This window comes from Streptococcus intermedius SK54 = ATCC 27335 (assembly GCF_000413475.1).
Classification (GTDB): domain Bacteria; phylum Bacillota; class Bacilli; order Lactobacillales; family Streptococcaceae; genus Streptococcus; species Streptococcus intermedius.
The window spans coordinates 157336-182998 of the sequence record NZ_ATFK01000005.1 but is presented as its reverse complement, the minus strand read 5'-3'; the positions used below and the strand labels follow the sequence as shown (position 1 = coordinate 182998).

The window sequence follows — 25663 nt, the reverse complement described above, 5'->3', positions numbered from 1 at the left end:
GTAACTATTGTAGCGAAAAATGACAGCAAAAGCAATTGCTGATATCTGATATATAGATAAAATTCTCTATACTGATATCTAATTATATTATGATGAAAACAATATACTTTATTTTTTGATACTGTCAATAATTATGTGTAAACACTCAAGTAGAGTTACGGAGTGTTAATCAAATAAGCTTTCAAGTGTATCAGAACATTGACCAAACCCTTTATGGATTCGTTGACTTTGCTTGAAATTATAATCTTCAAACAACGTAACTAAGTAACGTTCCAGAGCCTCCTCATTAGGAAAAAGAACCTTCTTTTTCGTTTGATGTTTGATTTCTTTGTTAAGAGACTCAATGAGGTTTGTCGAATACATGCTGTGCCAAATCTGGTGGGGAAACTGATAAAAAGTTAAAAGATTATCCGTCTTCTCAAGACTTTCCATGACTTTCCTATACTTTGGTTTCCATTCGGCGAGAAAGTCCTCTAAAGCTTGTACTGCCATTTCTAAATTTTCAGCACGATAAATCATTTTAAATTGCCCCAGAATAACCGCTCTATCTGCTCGTTTCACTTTACTAGCTAGATTTCGACTAATATGAATTAAGCAACATTGTTGTTTAGCTAATGGGTAAGCCTGACTGATAATCTGCTCAAGCCCCTTAAAGCCATCTGTAACTACAAGAGAAACCTGTTGGATTCCTTGGTTTTGAAGCTTGTCTAACAGGGTGGACCAAGAAGCATTGTTTTCTTGAGGCAACTGTGCATAGCATATCTCTATGCGACTAAAGTCGCTAGAGCTATCCTAATTGCGCACCGCCAGTTCTCATAGAAAAAAACACCTTGCAAGATGCAAAGTGTTTTCGTTTGTATTCTGCTGTCCAGTAACTAATTAACGTTTTGAGAATTGTGAAGCTTTACGAGCTTTCTTAAGACCTGGTTTCTTACGTTCTACCATACGAGCATCACGAGTAAGAAGGCCTGCGCGTTTCAATGAATCGCGGAAGTCTGGGTCTACTTGAAGAAGGGCACGAGCGATACCGTGACGGATAGCTCCTGATTGACCAGCGTAGCCACCACCATCAACGTTTACGAAAACGTCATACTGACCAACAGTTGAAGTAACTGCAAATGGTTGGTTGATAACCAAGCGAAGATCAGCGTGTGGGATGTACTCTTCAACATCTTTTTTGTTTACAGTGATTTTACCAGTTCCTGGAACAAGGCGAACGCGTGCAACAGCGTTTTTACGACGTCCAGTACCTGCATATTGTGCTTGTGACATAGCTTATTTGTTCCTTTCCTTAGATAAGTCCTGAAATATCAAGAACTTCTGGTTGTTGTGCAGCGTGAGTGTGCTCAGCGCCTACAAATACTTTCAGCTTCATACCTTGAGCGCGGCCAAGAGTATTGTGCGGAAGCATACCTTTAACTGATTTTTCAATCAAGCGAACAGCGTTCTTAGAGCGAAGCTCACCTGCTGAGATTTGTTTCAATCCACCTGGGTACATAGAGTGAGTGTAGTAAATCTTATCAGTCGCTTTTTTACCAGTCAATTTTACTTTTTCAGCGTTGATAACGATTACGAAGTCACCAGTATCAGTGTGTGGTGTAAAGGTTGGTTTATTTTTTCCACGAAGCACGCTTGCTACAACAGCAGAAAGGCGTCCAAGAGGTACATCAGTAGCGTCTACTACATACCATTTCCGTTCAACTTCACCTGGCTTAGCCATGTATGTTGTTTTGTTCATGATTTCTCCTATATGAATATCGTTTTTGTTTACAGGGCGGATGTTCCGGTCCGCAAGTTATTTGGAAGGTTCCGGGGCCTTACAAATGGGGTAAACAATACCGCCTACTATCATACCAAATTTTAGGGGTAAAAGTCAATATATTTGGTAAATTATTTATGAAAGAACGGTTTCATTCCGTTTAATCTTGATTTTCATGGGCAATACTAAATAATCCCAAAGTTCCAGGACCAGTGTGGGTGGTAATAACGGGACCTAATGGTAGGATTAAAACCTCATTAACTTGATCTGACAGAAGAAGTTGCTCTTTTAATACTTGAGCCACATCCTGACTGTTTGCCCCTGCATAAGCAATTACCACACGTGGATCAGAAATACCTTCCAAAGTCATGCGCACTACTTCAGCATGAGCTTTTTTCTTACCACGAACTTTAGCCACAGAATCTAGCCTACCATCTGCTTTAACAGCAATAATCGGCTTTATATTGACCAAATTCCCCATGAGAGCTGCCGTTTTTGAAATCCGTCCGCCTCGCATGAGATGGTTCAAATCATCCACGAGGAAATAAGTACGCACTTTTGGCAGTAAGGATTCTATCAAGGTTACTACCTGTTCTAAACTTTGCCCAGCAGCTTTTGCTTCTACTGCTTTCATCACTAAAAGGCCTTCTCCCATAGATGCAGCCTTGGTATCTATCATTTGGATGACAGCTTCTGGAAAATCTTCTAAAACTATATCCCGTGCCATGACTGCACTCTGATAAGTTCCTGATAAAAGAGATGCAAAAGCAATATAAAGAACTGACATGCCAATCTCAGCATAGTGACGAAAGATAGCTTCAAACTGGCCAACATTGATTTGACTAGTTGTCGGCTGGCTACCGGCTTCCATTTTAGAAAGAAGCTGCTCACTCGTTAGTTTCTTATCTCCGACTGTTTTATACGTCTCTCCATCCAGCTGAATGGTCAAACCGAGAATTTGAACATCATTTTCTAAAGCCCAGCTTTCTGGAAGATCTGCTGTTGAATCCGTTAAAATCTTAAAAGTCATCTTTCTTTTTTCTCCATCATTTTCTGTAAATTGCGTAATCTTGTCTTACCTATAGGGTCACAAAGTGGGTTTCCGAATTTACATACCCAAACACGTACAGTCCCTTAGGTAAAATTATCCCACTGCTCATTTAAATTGCTCATTACCACAGATGATTGAGCTCGTGGTTTGCTACTTCATATTCAATGCCATCATCTACCATTTCGTTCTTATCAATCAAAACGACTGTCACACTGAATAAGTTCTGACGAACACTAAGCATATCTTGAGCATTGAAGTCACAAATTCTTTCCAAAGCTTAAAAATTAGCCTCATTCCTCAATTTATCAGGAAAAAAATTCGCTCTATACTCCGTTTGCTTTGGTTTAAAAATGGACCAGTTTCTTTTCAAAAGGCAGTCATCTGGCAAGCATAAACTAGTAAAATTTGCCTTTTCATAAGCGATTTCTAAACACTTCATACATGAGAATAGCCGCTGCCACACTAGCATTAAGGCTCTGTACATGTCCATTCATGGGAATGGTAATCATTTCGTCCACCTGCTTCTTAAGATTAGCAGAAATTCCTTTACCTTCATTGCCGATAATCAGAGCTAATTTACCTGCTGTATTCCACTTGGTAGACAGAGTCCCATTCATATCCGTTCCAAAAATCCAAAAACCTGCGCTTTTCAGCTTGTCCAAAACTTGTCTCAAATTGGTCACCCGAGCAATCGGAACATGCTCCACGGCACCAGTAGAGGTCTTGGAAACAACTGGCGTGACACCGACCGCTCGATGCTTTGGAATAATGACACCTGTAACATTTGTCGCATCAGCTGTCCGTAAAATCGAACCTAAATTATGCGGATCTGTTAGACCATCTAAAATGAGTAATAGAGGATTTTCTTCCTGAGTTGCCATTCTCAACATCTCTTCAAAATCCATATAAGCAAATTCTGAAACACGCAAAACAAAACCTTGATGAACGGCACCACCTGTCATTTCTTGTAATGTTTTTTTGGTAGTCCAAGAAATAGAAACCTTTTTTTCTGCTGCCAAATCTTTCATCTGAGCAACATTTTTCCCACGAAGATCATCTTGAATATAAAGTTTATTTCCCGTATTAGCTATCAAGGCCTCGGTTACAGCATGTACACCATAGACAATATCGTTATTTTCCATGACTTTAGTATAACATAAAATTTAAAATGCTTCTTCTTATTTATAAATCACTTTACCGTTAAATCCAAATTTTCTTCTATAAAAAATGCAGGAGTCTTGTATTAAAAACAAGGCATCCTGCATCTTCTTATTCATTATTCTAAAGGCATTGTAAATTAATAAACTGTCTTTTCTGTTTCTGGATCAAAGAAATGCGCTTTGTTCAAGTCGAAACCAAGATCAATACCAGCTCCAGCTTTAAGATAATCACGAGCATCTACTTTAGCAATAAATTCATTGTCAGCCACTTGGCAATACAAATGAGATTCAGAACCAAGTAATTCAGATACAGAAATTTTAGCATGTACAACTGAATCTGGGAAGGTTTCAAGGAAAGCAGCTTCTGTATTGATGTCTTCTGGACGAATACCAAAAATGAGTTTCTTGCCTTCATAGCCTTTTTCACGAAGTACCTTCAAGGCACCTTCTGGTACTTTTAGAGAAAGGTCTTGTGCTACAATTTCATCACCTTTCAAAGTTACGTTGATGAAGTTCATAGCTGGGCTTCCGATAAATCCTGCCACGAATTTATTAACTGGGTTTTTGTAAACTTCTTGTGGGGTACCGATTTGTTCTACACGTCCAATTGTACCCGTTCCTGAAGGATTCTTTGTTGCAGACATGATAACGATACGATCAGCCAAAGTCATTGCTTCTGTTTGGTCATGAGTAACATAGATAGTGGTTGCCCCAATACGACGGTGGATTTTAGCAATTTCTGCCCGCATAGATACCCGCAATTTAGCATCCAAGTTAGAAAGCGGTTCATCCATAAGAAATACTTTTGCATCACGAACAATAGCACGTCCCATAGCTACACGTTGGCGTTGTCCACCTGAAAGGTCAGCTGGTTTACGATCTAAAAATTCTTTCAAGCCAAGAATCTCTGCTGCTTCATTTACACGTTTTTCAATATCATCCTTGCTGTATTTACGAAGTTTCAAACCAAAAGCCATATTATCATGCACAGTCATGTGTGGATACAAAGCGTAGTTTTGGAAAACCATGGCAATGTCACGATCTTTTGGCGCAACATCATTGACCACGCGGCCAGCAATAGAACATTCACCTTCCGTGATATCTTCAAGTCCAGCAATCATACGAAGTGTAGTAGATTTCCCACATCCTGAAGGACCAACGAAAACGATAAATTCCTTATCTTTAATATCCAAGTTAAAATCTTCAACTGAATAATGCTCACTATTTGGATATTTCTTATAAATGTTTTTTAAATTTAATTCTACCATAAAATGGAACTCCTTTACTATTATGATTTTATTATATATGAAAACGCTTCATTATCCTATGGCAACGTGAACAAAATAAAAAAAATGTTTTGTGCAGGGTGCACAAAACATTACACTAAATCATTAATAACAATATGGTAGCACAAGGTCAAATCCGTCAGATTTTTGAGTTGTAACCCCGTCAATTCTTCCCATTTATCAATGTGATATTGTAAAGTATTACGGTGAATATACAACTGCTGAGCTGCCTTAGTTACAACTGCTGCATTCTCCCATAAAGCTGCAATAATATCAACAAGTTGATCTTGACTTTCAATCAATTGATGAAGTTTCTGCGTTAGTATTGGCGATATGAAATCTCTTTGGCTAATCCCCCACAAAAAAAGTTGTGAAAAAGAATGCACGTTAGAATGCTGAGCCTGTTCCCACCACTTAGTAAAAAGAGCATTCTCTGCTTGAAATAATTCAGAATAGCTTCCTTCAAACATTCTAGTCCAAATCTGTCCGATTTGAATTGTGAGAGCTAGGCTAAAGTCATATTCAATAGCTGATAATGTATCTCGAAGAACATCTTTTACAAGTATGACTTGCGTTTGATCTAGTACAAAGATGTAATCCTGAGACGATAGCTGAAAATCTGCTATTCTATTAGGTAATATGGTTCGCATCATTTCTAACCAAGATCCTATTGTTTCGTTTTCATAATGGAATAAATGACAATGGACAAATTGTATCTTTTGTACACTTTTTGGCAATTTGCCACGACTATGAACCAGATAATCATACCAAGGTCCACCATCAAACGCTGACTCTTCTCCAGTCAGTAAAGAAACAAGCTGTTGTTCTCTTTCTGTCAAGCTACTTATTTTTAATAACAGCCATTGATTTTTTGATAAGGGAATTGCCACTTCATCTTCTTTTACGCTCGGATTGGATTGAAGCTTCCCTTGAGGAAACCATTCTAACAAATTACTTTTTATCATGATTTGTGTTCTCCACTCTGACAATACACCAGTCAATTAATTCTTCTAAGCGCTCAATAGCTCCAGTCATATGCAGGTAGCCCATGACTGCTTCAAAGCCTGTAGACATACGGTAAGTAACAATATCCGCATTCTTGGCTTTGGTGTGACTATTAGCATTACGGCCACGCTTGTAAATCTCCTCTTCCTTTTCTGTCAGAATCCCTTCTTCCAGCATGAGAGAGATGAGATTGGCCTGAGCCTTGGCAGAAACGTACTTGGTCGCTTTCCTGTGCAGCTGATTAGGCTTAGTGAGCCCCTGAAAAATCAGGTGACGTCGGATATACATGGAGTAGACAGCATCTCCCTCAAAGGCGAGGGCAATGCCGTTAATCAGGTTGACATCAGTCACGGGTCCACCTCACTCCGTCCTTGGTATCCAAGAGCTTAATGCCCTGAGCAGCTAATTCATCCCGAATACGGTCTGCAGTCGCAAAGTCCCGATTAGCACGCGCCATCTGGCGCTCCTCAATCAAGTGCTCAACGTCCGCGTCTAGGACTTCTTCTACAAAGACAATACCAAAAACTTCTAAGAGCTTGGCAAAGGCTTCCTTGACTTCAGCGGTGTAATTGCCTGAGTTAATCCACTTGGCTAGCTCAAAGACAACCGTGATACCGTTGGCCGCATTGAAATCTTCGTCCATAGCGGCAGTGAACTTGTCCAGCAAGGTTTGAAGCTGCGCTGAATCTGTCTGACCAGTGAAAGGCTGCTCATAGGTATTCTTCAAATACTTGAGATTAGTCGCGGCATCATGAACGGCTTTTTCCGTAAAATTAATCGGCTTGCGATAATGCTGGGTAGCAAAGAAGAAACGCAACACTTGACCATCAATAGTCTTGAGGGCATCATGAACGGTGATAAAATTACCTAAAGACTTAGACATCTTGACGTCATCAATGTTGACAAAGCCATTGTGCATCCAGTAGTTGGAAAAAGTCTGACCCGTCTTGGCCTCTGACTGGGCGATTTCATTGGTATGGTGAGGAAACTCTAAATCTGCTCCTCCACCGTGGATATCAATGGTATTTCCCAAAATCTCCGTTGACATAACCGAACACTCGATGTGCCAGCCCGGACGACCTGCTCCCCAAGGACTGTCCCAGGAAATCTCACCCGGCTTGGCTGCTTTCCAGAGAGCAAAGTCCACTGGATTTTCCTTACGAGCAGTCTCCTCATCTGTCCGACCAGAAGCACCTAACTCCAAGTCAGCCAAGGTTTTGTTGGCTAGTTTGGCATAATTGTGAGACTTTTCCACTCGGAAATAGACATCGCCTTGACTCTCATAGGCAAAGCCTTTTCCAATCAAGTCTTCCACAAAGCGGATAATGTCAGCCATAAACTCGACTACTCGTGGATGGCGAGTCGCAGGTTTGACACCCAAGGCCGTGACATCCTCACGAAAAGCTGCGATATACTTATCAGCCACTTCTTTTGGTGTGATGCCTTCTTCCTTGGCGCGATGGATAATCTTATCATCTACATCTGTAAAATTGGAAATATAATTGACCTCAAATCCCCGATACTCAAAATAGCGACGAACTGTGTCAAAAGCTACTGTTGAGCGGGCATTGCCGACATGGATATAGTTATAAACCGTCGGACCGCAGACATACATGCGAACCTTGTCCTCCTCAATAGGCACAAATTCACGCAGGCTGCGAGTCATAGTATCATAGATTTTGATCATATTTTACGATACTGAGAGTGACTGGAAAGCAGATAAAATCAACTACAGAAGCAGTCATCTAGTGTCAAACTTTCTGTTTCTACTCAGTTCCTTTCTAGTTCCTTTGCTATTGCCAAAGCAATAGTGAAAAAAGTCATGGCATCAGCCGTCCGCTCTTCATGGCGGGCATCCCAGGTTCGATTATGATGATCCACATAGTCAGCTGTGTAGAAGAACTGATAGACCTTGCTCTTGCGAAATTGACTCCAAGCCATGATAGCTGAAGCTTCCATATCCACCACTTTGGCTCCAGCTGCCAAGCGACGCTTGACCTTATCAGGCGTTTCCCGATAAAAGGCATCGGTCGTCCAAGACTTAGCGCGGATATGCTCGATATCGTGCTTGTCAAAAATGGCTTCCAGCTCGACCAGTAGAGACTCGTCATAGGCTACTTCGTCACCCGGTGGGGCATAGTGATAGCTAGTCCCTTCATCTCGCAATGCGGCCGCAGGCAGGATGATTTTATCCGCCTCAATTGAGCGGTCCAAAACGCCACAGGAACCTAGAATGATGAAATTCTTGAAGCCTCTGGCCGCCAACTCCTCCAGTTGGCCGACTATCATGGGAGCCCCAATCGGAGCCAACATAACTGCTAGCTTACTAGGTCCTTGGCCATAAATATACCATGGATGCTGTCCGTTTATGCTTTTCAAATAGCCTCCTGGATAGACTTCTTCTGACTCAATCAAACGTTTCAGAATTTCCCCGTTAAAGGACAGGATGATGGTTTCACACACTTCACCCTTGTCAATAATCTGCCTATCTGTTGGTTCAATAACCCCAGCTACATCTTCAAATTCCTCTAATAGCACGCTATATACACCTTCTTTTGAGCCTACATTCAACCATCTCTCACTACAATTTAGATGAGTAATAACTTTCTTCGCGGATTTCTTCTAAATTCTTGATAGTTGGAGTATCTTTTTGACCATGCACACGGACGATTTTAGCCGGTATACCAACAACTGTCACATCACTTGGTACATCTGCCACCACTACTGCACCCGCTCCTACCTTAGCATTTTCACCGATTTCAATTGGACCAATGAGCTGTGCATGAGCGGAAATGAGTGCACCTTGGCGAACCGTTGGGTGACGTTTCCCAGCATCTTTGCCAGTTCCTCCAAGAGTAACACCATGATAAAGCATCACTCCTTTTTCCACAACAGCCGTCTCACCAATCACTAAACCACTCCCGTGATCAATGAAGACACCCGAAGCAATCTTTGCTCCCGGATGAATCTCAATCTGGGTCCAAAAACGCCAAAATTGACTATGCATCCGAGCTAAGAGTTTACAACCATGATTCCAAAGAAAGTGAGAAATCCGATGAGCTGCTAAAGCCTTAATACCAGGATAAGTCAACAACACCTCGAGCGAGGAGCGAGCTGCTGGATCATTTTCTTTTACAATCGCTATCGTATCTTTCCACCAACTCATGCTGACTCCTTTCCGGCTTTAGACTGAAAGTAAAGGTGCAGTAACATTTCTAGTCTTGTGCCTTTTCTTCTCGAACAACTTTATGCTCTTTATGTGTTTTATGATGATGTTTTTTCTCCTTGTCCTCTTTAGGAGGGCGCGGAAGCAATGCTTTCATAGAGGCATCCACACGACCTTTTTCATCAACTTTAATGACTTTAACGTCTACCTCGTCACCAACTTGCACTAAATCTTCAACCTTATTAGTACGCGTCCAAGCCATTTCAGAAATGTGTACTAAGGCATCTGTCTTGTCAAATAGATTGACAAAAGCACCGAATTTCTCAATTCGAACAACTTTGGCATGATACACTTCATCTACTTTCGCCTCACGCACAAGAGCTGTAATGATTTCCTTAGCACGATTAATCGCATCTTGATCGCTAGAGTAAATAGACACATTTCCTTCCTCGTCTATATCAATCTTTACGCCAGTTTCTGCGATAATCTTGTCAATCGTTTCACCGCCCTTACCGATGACAATCTTGATTTTATCAACATCAATCTTAATAGTATCAATCTTCGGAGCAGTTGGAGCGAGTTCTGGACGAGGAGCTGGAATCGTACGTTCAATCAAATCTAAAATTTCAAAACGTGCTTTCTTAGCTTGAGCCAATGCTTCTTGCAAGATTTCAGCAGTAATTCCTTCAATCTTGATATCCATTTGAAGAGCAGTAATTCCTTCACGTGTACCGGCCACCTTGAAATCCATATCTCCGAAATGGTCTTCTAAGCCTTGAATATCTGTTAAAATCGTGTAGTTGCTACCATCTGAAATGAGCCCCATGGCGATCCCAGCTACAGGTGCTTTAATTGGTACCCCACCGGCCATCAGAGCCAAAGTGCCCGCACAGATAGATGCTTGTGAGGAAGAACCGTTTGATTCCAAGACTTCCGCTACCAGACGGATTGCGTACGGAAACTCTTCCAGACTAGGCAAGACTTGCTCCAAGGCACGTTCCCCAAGAGCACCGTGTCCAATTTCACGACGGCCAGGAGCCCCATAACGGCCTGTCTCACCGACAGAATATTGCGGGAAGTTATAGTGGTGCATGAAGCGTTTCTTGTATTCTGGATCCAAGCCATCAACGATTTGTGTTTCGCCCATCGGTGCTAATGTCAAGACAGACAAAGCCTGCGTTTGCCCACGAGTAAAGAGACCAGAGCCATGCACGCGTGGCAGGTAGTCGATTTCAGCATCTAGTGGACGAATTTCATCTACTTTTCGACCATCTGGACGAACCTTGTCTTCAGTAATTAAGCGTCGTACTTCTGCATGCTCCATTTGCTCTAAAATTTCAGCCACATCACGCATGATGCGGTCAAATTCTTCGTGGTCAGCATATTTTTCTTCGTAAAGGGCTATTACTTCGTCTTTGACTGCTTGTGTTGCGGCTTCACGAGCTAATTTTTCTTCTACCTGAACGGCTTTTTGAAGATCAGCGTTATAGCCTGCTATAATTTCCGTTTGCAATTCTTCATCCACATGAAGAAGCTCAACTTCTGCTTTTTCTTTTCCAACTACTGCCACGATTTCTTCTTGGAAAGCAATCAATTCCTTCACTGCCTCGTGACCTTTCAGGAGAGCTTCCAGCATCAGGTCTTCTGATAATTCTTTGGCACCAGACTCCACCATGTTAATCGCTTCTTTAGTTCCTGCAACAGTTAATTCCAATAACGAAGCTTCCTTTTGTTCTTGACTTGGATTGATAACCAATTCTCCATTAATATAGCCAACTTGCACACCAGCAATTGGTCCGTTAAAAGGAATATCTGAGATTGATAACGCAAGAGATGAACCAAACATAGCTGCCATAGGGGCTGAAGCATCCGCATCATAAGAAAGAACGGTATTGATAACCTGAACTTCATTGCGGAAACCTTCCGCAAACATGGGACGAATGGGGCGGTCGATTAAGCGAGCGGTCAAAGTCGCGTCCGTCGAAGGGCGCCCTTCACGTTTGTTAAAGCCACCAGGGTATTTCCCAGCTGCGTACATCTTTTCTTCATAATTGACTTGAAGCGGGAAGAAATCGCCAATCGCCATTTTCTTTGACATAACGGCTGCTGTCAAAACGGTACTTTCACCATAACGCACCACTACGCTACCGTTCGCTTGCTTCGCCACTTGTCCAGTTTCAACCACTAATTCTTTGCCAGCAAAAGTGGTTTTAAATATTTGTTTTACCATAATTATTCCTCTTTGAGTCTATGCTCAATTTCTAATTTTTTATACGTCTTGCCTACAAAGATCAAGATAGATTTAGGATATTAAAAATGAATCCTGAGTTCCACTCCAAAAATTTCTGCTTGCATAATTAGGCATAAGCTTTGTTTCAATAAAATAACTCATTATCCTGTTCAGCACACCTTTTGCCATAGCCGCGACTGTTGATAGAAAGTTTAAGCGTTTTTTATACTTTGTCTATCCTCATCTTTGTATCAAGCACGTATAAACTTTATTTTATCATATTTTACACCAAAAGAAAAAGCCTTAAAATAGCTTTTTAGCAAGAATTTTTGAAATGTTATCTATTATTCTTATTTTTTGCTATACTAGAAAGAAAGCTAGTAACAAGGAGAATAGATATGGTTGAACAAAAACAACGTTCTGAATTTCCAGAAAAGGAACTGTGGGACTTAACAGCTCTCTATCAAGACCGTGAAGATTTCCTACGGGCGATTGAAAAAACTCGTGAAGACATTAACCAGTTCATACGGGATTATAAGGACAACCTCCATACTTTTGAGGATTTTGAAAAAGCCTTTACCGAATTGGAACAAATTTATATTGAAAGAAGCCATATTGGCAACTACAGTTTTATGCCACAAACAACAGACTATAGCGATGAAAGTTTTGCCCAGATTGCTCAAGCTGGTACAGATTTCGAAACAGAAGCTAGTGTTGCTCTCAGCTTCTTTAATGCAGCCTTAGTCAATGCTGACGAAGAAATTCTTAATCGTCTCGAACAACTACCACATTTGACTGCCGCAATTCGCCAAGCAAAAATCCAAAAAGTTCACTACTTAGGGGCTGATGTCGAAAAGACTATGACAAATCTTAGTGAAGTCTTTTACAGCCCACAGGATATTTACACTAAGATGCGGGCTGGCGACTTTGCCATGGCTGACTTCGAAGTAAACGGCAAAGTTTATAAAAACAGCTTTGTTACCTATGAAAATTTCTATCAAAACCACGAAAATGCTCAAATCCGTGAAAAAGCTTTCCGCTCTTTCTCAGAAGGCCTTCGTCAGCACCAAAATACCGCTGCTGCTGCCTATCTAGCTCAGGTCAAATCTGAAAAGCTTTTAGCAGATATAAAAGGCTATGACTCTGTCTTTGACTACCTTTTGGCTGAGCAAGAGGTAGATCGCTCTATGTTCGATCGGCAAATTGACCTCATCATGACTGAATTTGCACCTGTTGCACAAAAGTTCCTTAAACATGTCGCCAAGATCAATGGCCTCGAAAAAATGACCTTTGCAGACTGGAAGTTGGACTTGGATAGTGCACTCAATCCTGATGTCACTATTGAAGACGCTTATGACTTAGTGATGAAATCCGTTGCTCCACTCGGAGAAGAATATACACGCGAAATTGCCAATTACCAAAAAGAGCGCTGGGTGGATTTTGCAGCGAATGCTGGCAAGGACTCTGGCGGCTATGCCACTGATCCTTATCGCGTGCATCCTTATGTTCTTATGAGCTGGACAGGTCGTATGAGTGATGTGTATACTCTGATTCATGAAATTGGTCACTCTGGTCAGTTCATCTTCTCTGACAATAGTCAAAGCTATTTCAATACCCACATGTCGACCTATTACGTAGAAGCTCCTTCTACCTTCAACGAACTCTTACTTAGCGACTATTTGGAACATCAATTTGACAATCCACGTCAAAAGCGATTTGCACTCGCTCACCGTCTAACGGACACTTACTTCCATAACTTTATCACCCATCTCTTGGAAGCAGCCTTCCAACGCCGGGTTTATAATCTCGTTGAAGCAGGCGAAACTTTTGGAGCAACAAAGCTTAACAGTATTATGAAAGAAGTTCTTACCGAGTTTTGGGGGGATGCAGTCGAAATCGACGATGATGCTGCGCTCACTTGGATGCGGCAAAGTCACTATTATATGGGACTATACAGTTATACCTACTCTGCTGGACTTGTCATCTCTACTACCGGCTATCTTCATTTGAAAAATGACAAAAATGGCGCTCGCGATTGGCTCAACTTCCTCAAATCTGGTGGAAGTAAAACGCCACTTGAGACTGCTCGTATCATCGGAGCCGACATCTCCACAGACAAACCACTCCGCGACACAATTCAGTTCTTGTCTGATACGGTTGATCAGATTATTACCTACAGCAAGGAATTAGGAGAGTAGATTGTCCATACTTCAAATTTTAATTTGAAGTTCTTTTATATTAAGTGCTTTAAAACAAAATTTTTAAGTTTGTTGCAATTTGAAAAATTTCACTTCCTAGTTATTGAAAACGATACCAATTTATGATATGATATTTTCGCAAACCAATATATGTAAGGGAAATATGAAAAAGTGGAAAAATAATTCAAAGCTCAACATCATTCTTGCTATCATGACTGTTGTTCTAATCATCTTATTAGCCCCAATTACAATGCCAGCAATGTTTCTAGGTGGTGTTTTTGGTATTTGGTATTTCGCCAAGCGAAATCCAAGTGTTTTCAAAAGAAATATAGCAATTGCTTCAGCGATAATAGGAATACTAGGAATCTATACAGTAGGTAAACTCAATTCTGAATCCTCTGAAAGTCAACAAAGTCAAACCCAAGTAGTTCCATCTACATCTAGAACTTCATCTTCAAACTCTTCAAAAGCAAACAGTTCTTCTTCGAAGTCTGATTCTAGTAGAGAAAAAGAGAATGAAGAAAAACTAGAAAAAGAAAAGAAAGAGAGAAAAGCTAGAGAAGAACAGGTTCAAAAAGAAGCTGAAATTCAGCGCATCATCCAGCAGGGCGAACAGGCTGTTAAACAACTTGAGAATAATCAAGTAACTGAGAATATTGCTCCAGCTCAAGCTGCCGTTGAACAAATTGCCGATCCAAGTAAAAGAGGAGCTCTTCAGCATCGAATTAATCTTGTACAAAATGCAATTCAGCAACGAGCTGAGCAGGCTCGACAAGAGTCAGAGAGACAAACAGCACCCCAACAACAAGAAACTGTATCTGCTGGTGGCTATTTTAGAGATAAAAGGGGCAGATGGCATCGCTCAAATGGTCAATATGCTTCAAAAAAGGAAATTGCAGAAGCGGGATTACCTTGGTAAAATACATCTCTACTAAATATATTAAAAAAAGAAATGAAATCTTGTAAAAAGCAACATTATTTTCCATCATAATTCCCATCAAACAGGTAGTTTACAAGCACACATGGTTGGAGACTGGGACGAAAGTTTCTAGCTTCAAAGGAGATAGTTTAATAAATTAACAATGCTACAGCTGACCACTCCAATAGTCTACTGAATTATTGGTTGTCGGAAATAAAACATCCGTAAGGATGTGTAAAAAACACGACTTTGAATTGGTGGATTTTACAAAGCAAATCCTCAAGTCTATTGCTTTTCAAGCTCGGAGAGCGCCTAATCATCCTCGTAGGAGTAAGACAACGGACTAGATTTTTTTCAAAATGGGTTCTGTCTCACTCCCTTTTATTTTGTATAAAATAAACTATATACCTTTTTACGGCATATTTTCCCCTTTCACTTTATCGTAATCCTGAATATCTTTATTGTATCGCATTTGGAGGTTTTTGGTACAACCAACATTGTGCACCCGCATAGCAAGTGGTTTATTTGTCTCGCATCTTACGGAGCGAGACGGATTAAAAAGTCACAAAATAAAAACTCTCTGAAATCAGAGAGCTAATTTGAGCTTGGGCTAAAATCCATACAAAACAAAAAGGCTACCCAATTTAGAGTAGCCTCATTTTCAAGATATGCTCAATTGAACACGGCCTAAGGGCCTAAGCATGCTGATAACAACAAAAAGCCCTCTGAGGTCAGAGAGCTGATTTGAGCTCGGGCTAAAATCCTAGTAGAAAAGATGAAACTCCTTGTGTTCATCGAACACTGTATCGTTTCCCTATTTCCATACGGATTTTTGGCGCCCTTACCATCATGATTCTTGCTGGATAAAACATTTATAGACAAGCCGAAGATTGTACAAAAATTTTAGTGAAACAAAAAAATCTCCCCGAAGGGAGAAGATCTGGTTTATTTTACCTTACAGTACTAGGAACCGTAACCGAAGATTATACTTGAGTATATCGAGGTAAGGTGACAACGCAATGTAAGTGGAAAATAAAGCAGATTAACGACGAAGTCCTAGAGAGTTGATCAACTCACGGTAACGGTTAACGTCGTTTTTACGCAAGTATGCAAGCAAGTTACGACGGCGACCAATTTTCTTCATCAAACCACGGTAAGTAGCGTGGTCTTTTTTGTGTTGTTTGATGTGTTCGTTAAGGTGGTTAATTTCCCAAGTAAGGACAGCTACTTGTACCTCTACTGAACCAGTGTCACCTTCGTGACGTGCATATTGTGCAATGATTTCATTTTTTTTCTCTTTTGAGATTGCCATGATAAGCTCCTTTTCTTTACGCTTCATCCGAGTGACAGGTTTGGCATGGCCTGCAACCAAGAAGAAGTTATTTGTCTCTACGACATTCTTATTTTACCAAGAAGGAAAGTTTTTGTCAACTGATACAAATTATAAGAGTTCTACGCCAAATCGTTTGAGACTTTTTATTTCTTCCTGTGTCAAACGACGAAAAGTTCCTGTTGCCAACTCTTTATCCAAAGTTAATGGTCCCATAGCAAGGCGCTCTAAGTCTGCTACTTTTTTACCACAAGCTGCAACCATTCGCTTCACTTGATGAAATTTTCCTTCAGAAATTGTAATCTCCACCAGAGAAGTTCCCTGTTCTTCGTTTGTTTCCAATATAGTCAATTGCGCAGGTTTACAGGTAAAATCCTTAAGCTTTATCCCTGCTTCAAAGCGTGTCCTATCTTTTTCTGTCATGATGCCATCTACTTTTGCACGGTAAACTTTTGCTACATGTTTTTTAGGGGACAACATCGCATGTGCCAAAGCACCATTATTGGTTAATAACAAAAGTCCGTGAGTATCAATATCAAGTCGTCCAACTGGAAAAACTTCTTTCTGGCGTGCACTTTCATCTAACAAATCCAAAACTGTTTGATGGTTAGAATCTTCAGTAGCTGAAATGACACCTTTCGGCTTATTTAAAAGATAATAGACAAATTTTTCATAGTCCAATACTCGATTATTGACTGAAATTTCATCTTGATATTCATCTACTTGTACTTTCGCTGATGTGACAACCTTCCCGTTGACCAAAACTTGTTGCTTCTTTAAAAGTTGCTTGACTTCTGTTCGTGAACCAAGCCCCATTTCTACTAAACACTTATCTAATCGCATCTTTTTCTCCATCTTCTTGATTAGTGACAATAGCAGCTAAAGTTGAAATTCCCATCATGAGAACACCTAGCACACTAAAAATAAAAGTTGGAGTAGAAGAAATGATTCCAATCAAAGATAAGACGAATGTTGATACCGAAGCACCGCTACTGCAACCCAAAACGACAATTGCTGTTGCACGATTTACCAAATAAGCAGGAATTTTCTCAGATATAATATGAAAGACCGCAGTTAGAGATATGCTATAAGCAAAACCAGCCAAAAGAGCACTCAAACTTAAGAAATAAATCTGACTTGACAAGCCAATCATTATTTGGCTTAGACCAAAAACTATTCCTGTTATCGTCAACAAGCGATTTTTCAGCGCGTTCACTAAGCTAGCAAAGCTAACACCAGCCAAAATTCCCACTAGTTGCATACAGCTAAGAATCCAGCTGGCTGTTTCAGCGTTTCCAATCTCTGCCTGTAAGACTAGACTAGGGATCCGTAAAGTGATAGCGACATTAGCACAAACAATCATACCAGCTATGAAAGCTAAAAAGATACTCAAATGTATTTGTTTTCTAGTCATTTTACGAACAGATTTGAGATGTTTATGCTTATCGGATTCATTCTTTTCATAAGGAACAAACATAAGATACAGTGCTAGAACGATAAAGCCAATTGCATAAACCCAAAATGTTGTTGTCCAATTGAAGCGTAAAAGCTGCCCAACTATCAACGTCAATAAGGCCGTTCCAACAACTTCTGCCGATCCCCGATACCCCAACATTTGCACACGCTCTCTCCCTTGAAAGCGCTCACTAATAATGGCAATTGCTCGAGGATTCATCATACCTAAACCTAACCCAAATACAAAGCGCGAAGCAAAAACGAGATTATAAGATTGATTGAAAAATGGGATAAGACCACAAATAGAATACAGAATTAGCCCTAGTATAATCATGAATCGCTCAGATACAAAGCGTTCCAAAACACTATTAAACATCAACAAAGACATAATTCCAATGGACGGTAAGGAGACTAATAATTCTACTTGGCTAGAAGAGTAATTCTTATAATACTGGAACATAGCCGGCAAGCTACTAGAAATTGAAAATGCTGTTGTTAAAACCAATGATAAAGCCAAAATGCTAGCTTTTTCCATAAATCTTTTCATCTTATCTTCTTTCTAAAATCACACTATCACTATCATACAGTTTTTTACGAAAAGACGCAATCTAGCAACGTATGAAAACAAAAAAGAAATCAAGGCTGCACATAAGATACAACATTGATTTCAGTAGCTTTAGTCCTCATATAAAGTTAACATTTTTTTATTTTCTTGTCCTTTATTAGCAAAACAAACAGCCGGCTTTTGAGTAAGTGGAGAAATAATTCCTAAAGCAATTTTATAGCCTTTTCCAGTAATATTAGCAGTTGAAAGAGACGCTTGAGCCTTTTGTTCTTGATTCGGCAAAAGTTTGGTTAGATCAATCGGTATGGTTTTACTTTCAATAATCGCGCCCAACTTATTCAAAACGTAAACTTTCATAGTCCAATTACGATAAAGAGGGGCAACCCCTTTGTTTGTAACTGACAGTGTAAGCTTAGTGGACTTCTTGCTCGAAATTAGTTTCATATTTGGTACAAATAAACGATAACCCATATTTTTTAAGATCTCGTTATAGCTTGTATCATTGACACCATCTAGGACTTCAGCAATTTTAGGCCCCAAAAAAGTTGTATGGGATTCTTGAAGTTCCCTAACAATCTGGGGTAATTTCTGGCTCATTAACGTCTTCATACTAATCGAACTGGTAAATTCACCACCAATTGGAGCTGTTTCCCAGGCTTTAGGCATTGCAACCAAGCCATTTTTAGCTTCTTCTTGATCGTAATCACCACCCGATTGAATCCAATTTAACCAGACTTTTTTACTTTCTTCATCTCCAACCACATCATTATAAAGACCAAATCCATGCTTTTTGGCTGTGGCAAATGGACGACGCATCAAAATATTTGCTTTTGGAAAAGCCTTTATCCATGGAGTGATATACTTCTCTCTAACATCAGCTTCTGGTAATTTACGAATATTTGCCTCATCATTCACGTGCCATTCTCCCCAATGACCAAGACTACCCATTTGAATAAAAGCGAATTGCTTGGTTCGGGCCCAACGTTTCCCCATAGCTGCGACAGCCTTTTCGTAATAACTGATCAGAGTTTTATGAGCATAATTAGGAGAAAATCCTTTTCCATAAGACGAATTGTATCGGTCTCCAGGATCAGACATTTCTTTAATCAGCCAAGAGGGAATGTCTTCATGCATTCCTCTTTTAGGATAATCCAAAATAAAGCGAAAGATAATATATTTCCCTTCTTTGCGCCAGCGATTCAACTGATTTTTTTCCTCAATCGTTTTCCAATCATAGACTCCTTTTTGAGGTTCCAATTCTTTCCATGTTACATTTACATGAACAAGCTGAGCATCTTTGGGGATATCTGTTTCTTTCGCTGAAGGAGCATAACCCATCAAGGGATTTGACAAGGCCTTATCAGAATAACTGAATGTTTGCTCTATATGCTTTTTAGTTTTCTTAAAAGAAGTAGGTATGAAAAATAAGACACAAGCCATTGCTATAATTAAAACTACCAAGCCAAGCTGCAATTTTTTACTCATTCCATTTCCAATCTTATCCGTGATACTCTCCATTATACTGGATAAGTGTTACATCTGCAACCCCTTTTATGTCCCGTATTTGTTCTATAAACGTGAAGTTTTCCTTTTTACATAACACTTCTACAGCCATTTCAATAGTATCACCTCGAAGAGTTTTTGATTTTACAAAATGTCTAATTTTTCCAAATGATTGAATAATCTTATCACCAGTCTCATCTCCCTGATAATGAATAATTACGATATAAACCTTACCTTGATGTTGCATACGACTAAAAATAATTAACATTCCAAAAATAACTGCTGCAGTCACTATAGCGAGTATATACATACCAGCCCCAATCGTAATCCCCGTCGTAATCGACCAAAAGAGATATAACAAATCCATAGGATCCTTAACTGCTGTCCGGTAACGCACAATAGACAGCGCACCAACCATCCCCAGCGAAATCACGACATTCGAACTAATGGCCAAAGTAACCATAGCTGTTAAAATTGACATCCCAATCAAGGTCATCGCAAAACTTCTTGAGTAAACGACTCCTGTAAAAAACTTTTGATAGACAAAGTAGATAAACGCTCCCAGAGCAATTGCAAAAAGCAAAGTAGCAACAATTTTCCCAGCATTTTGAGTTGTAAAATTTTCCGATCTCAAAACCGATTTTTTAATAATATCTTGAACACTCATCCTTCTCTCCAATTTCTATTAATGATCTGTATCATACCAATACTCAAAATCATGTAAATAACGTGTTTTTTCATAACATAGTACATATTTTGATACTGCGAGAAACTCCGAAGCTTGCGGTGGAATAATATTTTTTATAATTTGTGGCAACAATTCTGTATATTTGACTTCAAAAACCAGCTTCCCTGGTTGCAATACAGGAAGTGTTGGTAGCGATTCATCAAATATATCATAACTACCAATAGCTGCCCGTACATTGGAGTCAAACGTCAAACGAACTGTTCCTGTATCATACACCCAAGGTTCTCGCTCATAGTCAACAATAACGCGAGGTCGCATCACATTTGTCATACACTCAAAGTAAAACTCACGACACAAGGCATGAGGACTATGAAGAAGAAATGCATAGTCTCCTTGAATAATTTTCTCTGTTTCCTCGCGTGTTAGAGGAACTGCTTCTTTATAGATGTAATTTTCGAATTTTCTCTTTCTTTCCAGCTTGATACTACGTTCACTGAAATTATACACTCGGATGCGGTATTTTTTGCGCATCAAAATGCCAGCCTCTTTTTCCTCGTAACTACTATTCCAATAATCTTCAAAATATAGACTACGGATTGTATAGCCACCATTTGTAGCGTATTTATCCAAAGACAAGATGGAATCAAAGTGCTGTGTCAATAATTCTTTTTCTTTCAAACCAATTAAGTATTTAGCTTCATGTCGAAACTGTTCTTTTTTATTTGCTTTCATAGACATCAACCTTTATTTTACCATCTTCCGTCACATAAAAACTCAAAACGCCAAAAAGACTGGTAGTTCCTACACGATATTGATCAAATGCAGCTTGTGATTTACCATCAGAATTTGTCGCAATCACGCGCATAAAATATTGTCCCTTTGGAAGATGATCTGTCGTAACACTTGTCTTTGTTAGACCTTTCTTGTCAAGAATTTTATCTTTAAAGTTAGGATCTTTAGCTAACTCCACATGATAAGTGATTTTCCTGTGATTGAAATCATAAGATGGCATCCACTTAAGAACTAATTTTCCGTTATCATTTTTGGGTTGGTCAATATAAAATGGTTGAGGAGTCTGCAAACTCTTCTTGTAAGCTTGGTAATTTTTTTCAACCTCCCTTGGCAATGCATTTAGAATCTTATTATATTGCTCTTCTTTTATAGGCATTCGCTCCATATCAGGCATACGTGATAAGTAAGGTTTCACAATCTCAGCATAATTTTTACTCAGATCACCAATATTTTTAGGACTCAGCTGATTTTTATACAACTTTTCCACAATCTTTTCCAAACCTGTTCTAAATCGTTCTGATTTTAAGAGGCGTTGAAAAAGAACACTTCCCCAGTAGTTACTAACACCATATTGCCATGTGTTGACACCCAATGCATCCGATCGGCGAAGCACTCGCTCACCCTTACGCAACGAATCATCCAAGTCCCATGGTAAAATATACCAACGTTTCCCATGTAGGGGGCTATACAGAAACATATTCCGGTTTTGGCTATCAGTATTCCCCATCAATATTTGAAAGGCCAACCAATATTGAAGATTCTCTGCATCAAAATACTTTTCTAGAAGGTGCTCAATTTTGATTGACTTGTCATTTAGCTTTTCCAACATATCAATCAATTTTGTATGGTCATGATCGCCTTTCACTTCCAAACGAGATTCAAATTTTTTCTTATCAAACCTAGGATCATTTTCCTTTCGAATAATATTTGCTTCTCTATAAAACTCAAAATTATTTACTTTGTATAAATGACCACTTCTATCTAGTCCATGTGCTTCAAGAGCAGTTTTATTTAATTGTTCAACTTGCGTATAAAGACCATAATCTTCAAAATTCTTTGAGCCATTTCCTGTTTCATCTTTTACATACAGATGAACAAATTGAGTACGAAGCCCAACAATTTGCGGAATACCTTCCATCAATTTAAACGCCAGTCTATTTCGAAAGCGAAGAGCTTCGTAAGGGTGCTTATTCAAATTGATCGTTCGCTGCCCTTCCCAAGTCCCCTTACTTTTTTTAAGTTTTATCTTATAACTTTTTTGCTTTGAACGACTGGAGCTTTGGCCTCGAATTTGAACAGTCGCATTTGGAACTTCCTCGTCAAATCCAAACTCACCAGCTACAGGACCTTTTTCATTTCCTACTTGTAAAAGCCCTGCAACCTGATAACGCTTGACCCCCATTTTTTCATAATCATAAGCTGAATATTGATTGAGTTCTCGCCAAGAATGATTCGTATTCTCAGCAGTATTTCCACGCCTTACCGTTAAATACATGGTAATCACGTCAGGCCTTTTTCGAGTATACAAAGATTCTTTATCACTGAGGTGCTGATCATTGATATTTGCTACCTTTTCTTTTTTTACTTTTTTTGTAGTTGATTGTTTTGTCTTGTTTCCACTACTAGAAATAGCTAAAAAAACAAATGCAAGTGCCATCAAACCGAAAACCAGTAAAAATTTGATCCACTTATTATCCATCTTTTGACCTCGCTTTCAAAATAGTCACTAATTTCGTAAAGAATCCTTCTCCTTCCTGAGAAAAGACTTCCTGACTTCCTAAAATACGATAAGGAAGCTCTTTTGTATATTCACTCAATCTAGTAGTTGTCGTAAGGTAGAGTACAAGACCTGCTAATAAAAAACCGTATCCAATAAAAGTGGTATCCATAAACTGAGTAAAAATGCTAAAAACAGCAGAGAGCACTGCAAACCACCTTGCACATCTCTTTGCACCTTCATAATCAACAAAGTAAAGTAACATTAATAAATTAATATTCCCTACAGCATAAACCCCATAGCCTAAACAAAGTGTTTGAAAATAACCTTTCATCTGACTATTAAAGCCAAGTGGTAAAACTGTCAACAGAACAATTCCCACAAACATAGCTAGTAAAGTTGCTAAAAGCTGCTTCCATGATAAATATTTCAATTCATTCCGTAAGGTATTCATCATTTCAATTTCAGCTTGATTAATTTTTTTAACACTCCCTACTCCATCATACATATGATAGTATTCTCTAAATTTTGGATAAAATTTCACCTCAACAGATACCACAAAGTTTACAGTAGATACCAAAGTTACTAGATAAGCGAGCATAGCAGGAACGTCATAAACCGGAGCGGTATGAAAAAGTCCTCCGATTCCTTTACTAAGTGGACCAAACCAATTAATGACGATATGTGCAAAAAGTCCAATAAACATATAAATGCCTACTTTGAAAAGTTCTAGATATTTATCAAACCAAACAAAGAATTCAAAATTAGTAGTATAGTTTTTCGGAAAATGTCTATATAAAATACGAATCATTTGTACAAGAATGAAGCCATAAGAAGTACAAACACTAAATAACAAACCATACGGAATGGCTAAGACGAGTGTTGTTAAACCAATCACGACAGTAATCAAAATTGCTATGGCAAAGGTTTTTAGAATACTACGATAATCTTTTACAGCCGTTAAATAATTCACGGCATTCCAAATCATACATAGTTCACTAAACAAGATCAAGTTTAAGAGAATTTCTAACAGAGGAATTCCCGAAATAAAGAGGAAAATTCCATAAGTCACAAATCCCATACCTAACATGATTGCCCCTGAGGAAAAATAAGAAGACAAAATTTTTTCAAATTTTTTCTCATAGAGCATATCTGCCACATAACGAGTCACAATCATTGAAAATAGGTTGGTAATCGCTAAGGAAGCTAAGATCGAATACGAAATCAAACCAAGTAAATGATCACGTGCAGTATTACTCAGTCGTCCCAGCACACTTAGAATGACAACTGCCAAAATAAGTAAAATCCCAAGAAGCATTGGTCCCACATATGCAACACCTGCATAACCATAAGCCTTTTGTTTTGAAAGGAATCCACCTTTATTATATACTTTTCGCAGTTCGAATCCTATCCCTGCCATTATCTTACATACTCCTTATATAATTGTCTATATTGTTCAATCATTTGATGATATTGATAAAATTGCTCACTTCTTTTTTTAGCAATTTGTCCCATAGTTAGGCGTTTTTCTTCTGAACTTGCCATTACAAGCATTGCATGTGCTAAGCTCATTAAGTCTGTTGGTGGCACACAATAGCCAGCTGAACCTAATGTATCGTCTAGCTTTCCCTCTAATAATTCTTTACAACAGCCAACATCCGTTGTAACACAAGGTTTTCCAGCAGCCATTGACTCCAATATAGACAATGGTTGCCCTTCTGATATACTCGTTAAAATCATAAAGTCCATTTTTTTGAGATATTCTTTGATATTTACACGCCCAGTAAAGAAGAGATTTTCTAATTTCAACTTACGTGCTAAAGCATAACATTCTTCTGCATAGGCTTCATCATCCACCCCTCCCATAATATAAAGGCGAACATTGGGCATCTGGGAGGATACTTCGTAAAAAGCATAAATCATCGTTTTAATATCTTTAATTGGAGCCATTCTGACAGCAGCTCCAATATTAATCCAACTATCATCATCTTTTTCAAAAGGAATATTAGAAAAGCTTTCATAATCAATACCATTTGAAATAACTCGACATTTTTTCGCATCACAACCAAGAGCAATTTGTGTTTCACGAGCTTTTGAAAAAAGACTCGTAATACAATCTGCCTTAGAATAAATTGCATCGGATAGCATATAAAAGAAATCAATCCACTGCTTACGCATAGAAGGTAAAATCCAATCTGCACGAATAATTTCTTCCTCACGCTCCCGCGTATAAATTCCATGTTCTGTCAACAACAATGGCTTATTCATACGGGTACTAGCTAATGTTGCCAAAATACCACCATAACCAGTAGAAATAGCATGATAAGCATCTGCAACAGGGATCTCACTAGACAACAATGTTAATAATGGAAAAAGCATAGATCGGATAGTATGAAATATATCTGACATAGGCTGTGCAGCATATTTTTTTTCACATAAATCTTGAATCATCTGAAAAAATTCTTCACTCACTAAAAAGTCATCTCGTTGAACTTTTCCTTCTTGAAGGAGGTCGAAAATAAGAGACCACTCAGGTTTTGCACAAAAAACTAATTGTTTTAAAGCATCATACTCTTCATGAGATAATTCTTCACTTTTTTTATCAATCACTTTTGAGCTAGTTAAGCTATCCAGAAATACTTCATGAACTTCTACAACGTTCTCAGGAAATTCATAGACGAACATGCCTTTCTTTTCCTCATTGGCTCCAATAACCCAAATGATAAATTCATGTTCTTTCATTTCTGTGATATATTGATGCATCCAAGTAGACACATCTCCATGTACATAGGGGTAGGAACCCTCTAAAACCAAACAGATTCTCATTTTATCTTCTCTT

23 protein-coding genes and 1 pseudogene are annotated in these 25663 nt (G+C 39.0%); 2 read left to right on the top strand and 22 right to left on the bottom strand.

Going from position 1 to position 25663, the window contains the following annotated elements:
- Window positions 1-165: 165 nt before the first annotated feature.
- The 13 genes and pseudogenes from HMPREF1654_RS07530 to pnp form a co-directional block, all read right to left on the bottom strand.
- Window positions 166-756: pseudogene (locus HMPREF1654_RS07530) on the bottom strand (IS256 family transposase); the annotation flags it as partial.
- Window positions 757-879: 123 nt separating this feature from the next.
- Window positions 880-1272: a 30S ribosomal protein S9 gene (gene rpsI, locus HMPREF1654_RS07525; protein ID WP_002902303.1), complete on the bottom strand. Its 393-nt coding sequence runs from the start codon at window positions 1270-1272 to the stop codon at window positions 880-882.
- A gap of 19 nt (window positions 1273-1291) precedes the next feature.
- The gene (rplM, locus tag HMPREF1654_RS07520) at window positions 1292-1738 is read right to left on the bottom strand and encodes a 50S ribosomal protein L13 (RefSeq protein WP_002893769.1); all 447 of its coding nucleotides are present in this window, start codon (window positions 1736-1738) and stop codon (window positions 1292-1294) included.
- Window positions 1739-1919: 181 nt separating this feature from the next.
- Window positions 1920-2789, bottom strand: coding sequence for a DegV family protein (locus HMPREF1654_RS07515; protein ID WP_003075944.1), 870 nt, complete (start codon window positions 2787-2789; stop codon window positions 1920-1922).
- Window positions 2790-2931: 142 nt separating this feature from the next.
- Window positions 2932-3084 carry a hypothetical protein gene (locus tag HMPREF1654_RS10055; protein ID WP_155106325.1) on the bottom strand — a complete coding sequence of 51 codons (153 nt, stop codon included), beginning with the start codon at window positions 3082-3084 and terminating at the stop codon, window positions 2932-2934.
- 139 nt (window positions 3085-3223) lie between these two features.
- Window positions 3224-3952, bottom strand: a complete 729-nt coding sequence (gene rlmB / locus HMPREF1654_RS07510; RefSeq protein WP_003076079.1) for a 23S rRNA (guanosine(2251)-2'-O)-methyltransferase RlmB — start codon at window positions 3950-3952, stop codon at window positions 3224-3226.
- 155 nt (window positions 3953-4107) lie between these two features.
- Window positions 4108-5238 (bottom strand): ABC transporter ATP-binding protein, encoded by a 1131-nt coding sequence (locus HMPREF1654_RS07505; RefSeq protein ID WP_003076129.1) that lies wholly within the window; start codon window positions 5236-5238, stop codon window positions 4108-4110.
- Window positions 5239-5348: 110 nt separating this feature from the next.
- The gene (locus tag HMPREF1654_RS07500) at window positions 5349-6221 is read right to left on the bottom strand and encodes a helix-turn-helix domain-containing protein (RefSeq protein WP_003075753.1); all 873 of its coding nucleotides are present in this window, start codon (window positions 6219-6221) and stop codon (window positions 5349-5351) included.
- The gene (locus tag HMPREF1654_RS07495; protein ID WP_003076081.1) at window positions 6208-6612 is read right to left on the bottom strand and encodes a Mini-ribonuclease 3; all 405 of its coding nucleotides are present in this window, start codon (window positions 6610-6612) and stop codon (window positions 6208-6210) included. The genes HMPREF1654_RS07500 and HMPREF1654_RS07495 overlap by 14 nt, the downstream gene beginning before the upstream one ends.
- The gene (gene cysS / locus HMPREF1654_RS07490; protein WP_003075996.1) at window positions 6605-7948 is read right to left on the bottom strand and encodes a cysteine--tRNA ligase; all 1344 of its coding nucleotides are present in this window, start codon (window positions 7946-7948) and stop codon (window positions 6605-6607) included. The genes HMPREF1654_RS07495 and cysS overlap by 8 nt, the downstream gene beginning before the upstream one ends.
- 83 nt (window positions 7949-8031) lie before the next feature.
- Window positions 8032-8799 (bottom strand): nucleoside phosphorylase, encoded by a 768-nt coding sequence (locus HMPREF1654_RS07485; RefSeq protein WP_016670415.1) that lies wholly within the window; start codon window positions 8797-8799, stop codon window positions 8032-8034.
- A gap of 43 nt (window positions 8800-8842) precedes the next feature.
- Window positions 8843-9427 carry a serine O-acetyltransferase gene (gene cysE, locus HMPREF1654_RS07480; protein WP_003075768.1) on the bottom strand — a complete coding sequence of 195 codons (585 nt, stop codon included), beginning with the start codon at window positions 9425-9427 and terminating at the stop codon, window positions 8843-8845.
- A 49-nt stretch (window positions 9428-9476) separates the two neighbouring features.
- Window positions 9477-11657: a polyribonucleotide nucleotidyltransferase gene (pnp, locus tag HMPREF1654_RS07475; protein ID WP_003075780.1), complete on the bottom strand. Its 2181-nt coding sequence runs from the start codon at window positions 11655-11657 to the stop codon at window positions 9477-9479.
- Between the two features lie 398 nt (window positions 11658-12055).
- On the opposite strand from pnp, the gene pepF reads away from it, so the two are divergent.
- Both pepF and HMPREF1654_RS07465 read left to right on the top strand, forming a co-directional pair.
- Window positions 12056-13855: an oligoendopeptidase F gene (gene pepF / locus HMPREF1654_RS07470; protein WP_003076108.1), complete on the top strand. Its 1800-nt coding sequence runs from the start codon at window positions 12056-12058 to the stop codon at window positions 13853-13855.
- Between the two features lie 163 nt (window positions 13856-14018).
- Complete coding sequence (locus HMPREF1654_RS07465) at window positions 14019-14774, top strand: hypothetical protein (RefSeq protein WP_003076155.1); 756 nt, start codon at window positions 14019-14021, stop codon at window positions 14772-14774.
- Between the two features lie 1042 nt (window positions 14775-15816).
- Here HMPREF1654_RS07465 and rpsO read toward each other — a convergent pair.
- The 9 genes from rpsO to pelF all read right to left on the bottom strand — a co-directional run bounded on the left by rpsO (window position 15817) and on the right by pelF (window position 25650).
- A complete protein-coding gene (rpsO, locus tag HMPREF1654_RS07460; protein WP_001018251.1) occupies window positions 15817-16086 on the bottom strand; it encodes a 30S ribosomal protein S15 in 270 nt (89 codons plus the stop codon).
- 129 nt (window positions 16087-16215) lie between these two features.
- Window positions 16216-16947, bottom strand: coding sequence for a pseudouridine synthase (locus tag HMPREF1654_RS07455; protein ID WP_003076010.1), 732 nt, complete (start codon window positions 16945-16947; stop codon window positions 16216-16218).
- Entirely contained in the window at window positions 16934-18106 is a 1173-nt protein-coding gene (locus HMPREF1654_RS07450) for an MFS transporter (RefSeq protein ID WP_003074281.1), read from the bottom strand. The genes HMPREF1654_RS07455 and HMPREF1654_RS07450 overlap by 14 nt, the downstream gene beginning before the upstream one ends.
- Before the next feature lie 129 nt (window positions 18107-18235).
- Window positions 18236-19609 (bottom strand): DUF4832 domain-containing protein, encoded by a 1374-nt coding sequence (locus HMPREF1654_RS07445; protein WP_003075776.1) that lies wholly within the window; start codon window positions 19607-19609, stop codon window positions 18236-18238.
- 13 nt (window positions 19610-19622) lie between these two features.
- Complete coding sequence (locus tag HMPREF1654_RS07440; RefSeq protein ID WP_003076146.1) at window positions 19623-20294, bottom strand: DUF4956 domain-containing protein; 672 nt, start codon at window positions 20292-20294, stop codon at window positions 19623-19625.
- A gap of 18 nt (window positions 20295-20312) precedes the next feature.
- A complete protein-coding gene (locus HMPREF1654_RS07435) occupies window positions 20313-21047 on the bottom strand; it encodes a polyphosphate polymerase domain-containing protein (protein ID WP_003076060.1) in 735 nt (244 codons plus the stop codon).
- Window positions 21034-22806 (bottom strand): CotH kinase family protein, encoded by a 1773-nt coding sequence (locus HMPREF1654_RS07430; protein ID WP_003076071.1) that lies wholly within the window; start codon window positions 22804-22806, stop codon window positions 21034-21036. Before HMPREF1654_RS07430 ends, HMPREF1654_RS07435 begins: the two co-directional genes overlap by 14 nt.
- Window positions 22799-24244, bottom strand: coding sequence for an exopolysaccharide Pel transporter PelG (gene pelG / locus HMPREF1654_RS07425; protein WP_003076142.1), 1446 nt, complete (start codon window positions 24242-24244; stop codon window positions 22799-22801). The genes HMPREF1654_RS07430 and pelG overlap by 8 nt, the downstream gene beginning before the upstream one ends.
- Window positions 24244-25650 (bottom strand): GT4 family glycosyltransferase PelF, encoded by a 1407-nt coding sequence (gene pelF, locus HMPREF1654_RS07420; protein WP_003075751.1) that lies wholly within the window; start codon window positions 25648-25650, stop codon window positions 24244-24246. The genes pelG and pelF overlap by 1 nt, the downstream gene beginning before the upstream one ends.
- Window positions 25651-25663 lie beyond the last annotated feature (13 nt).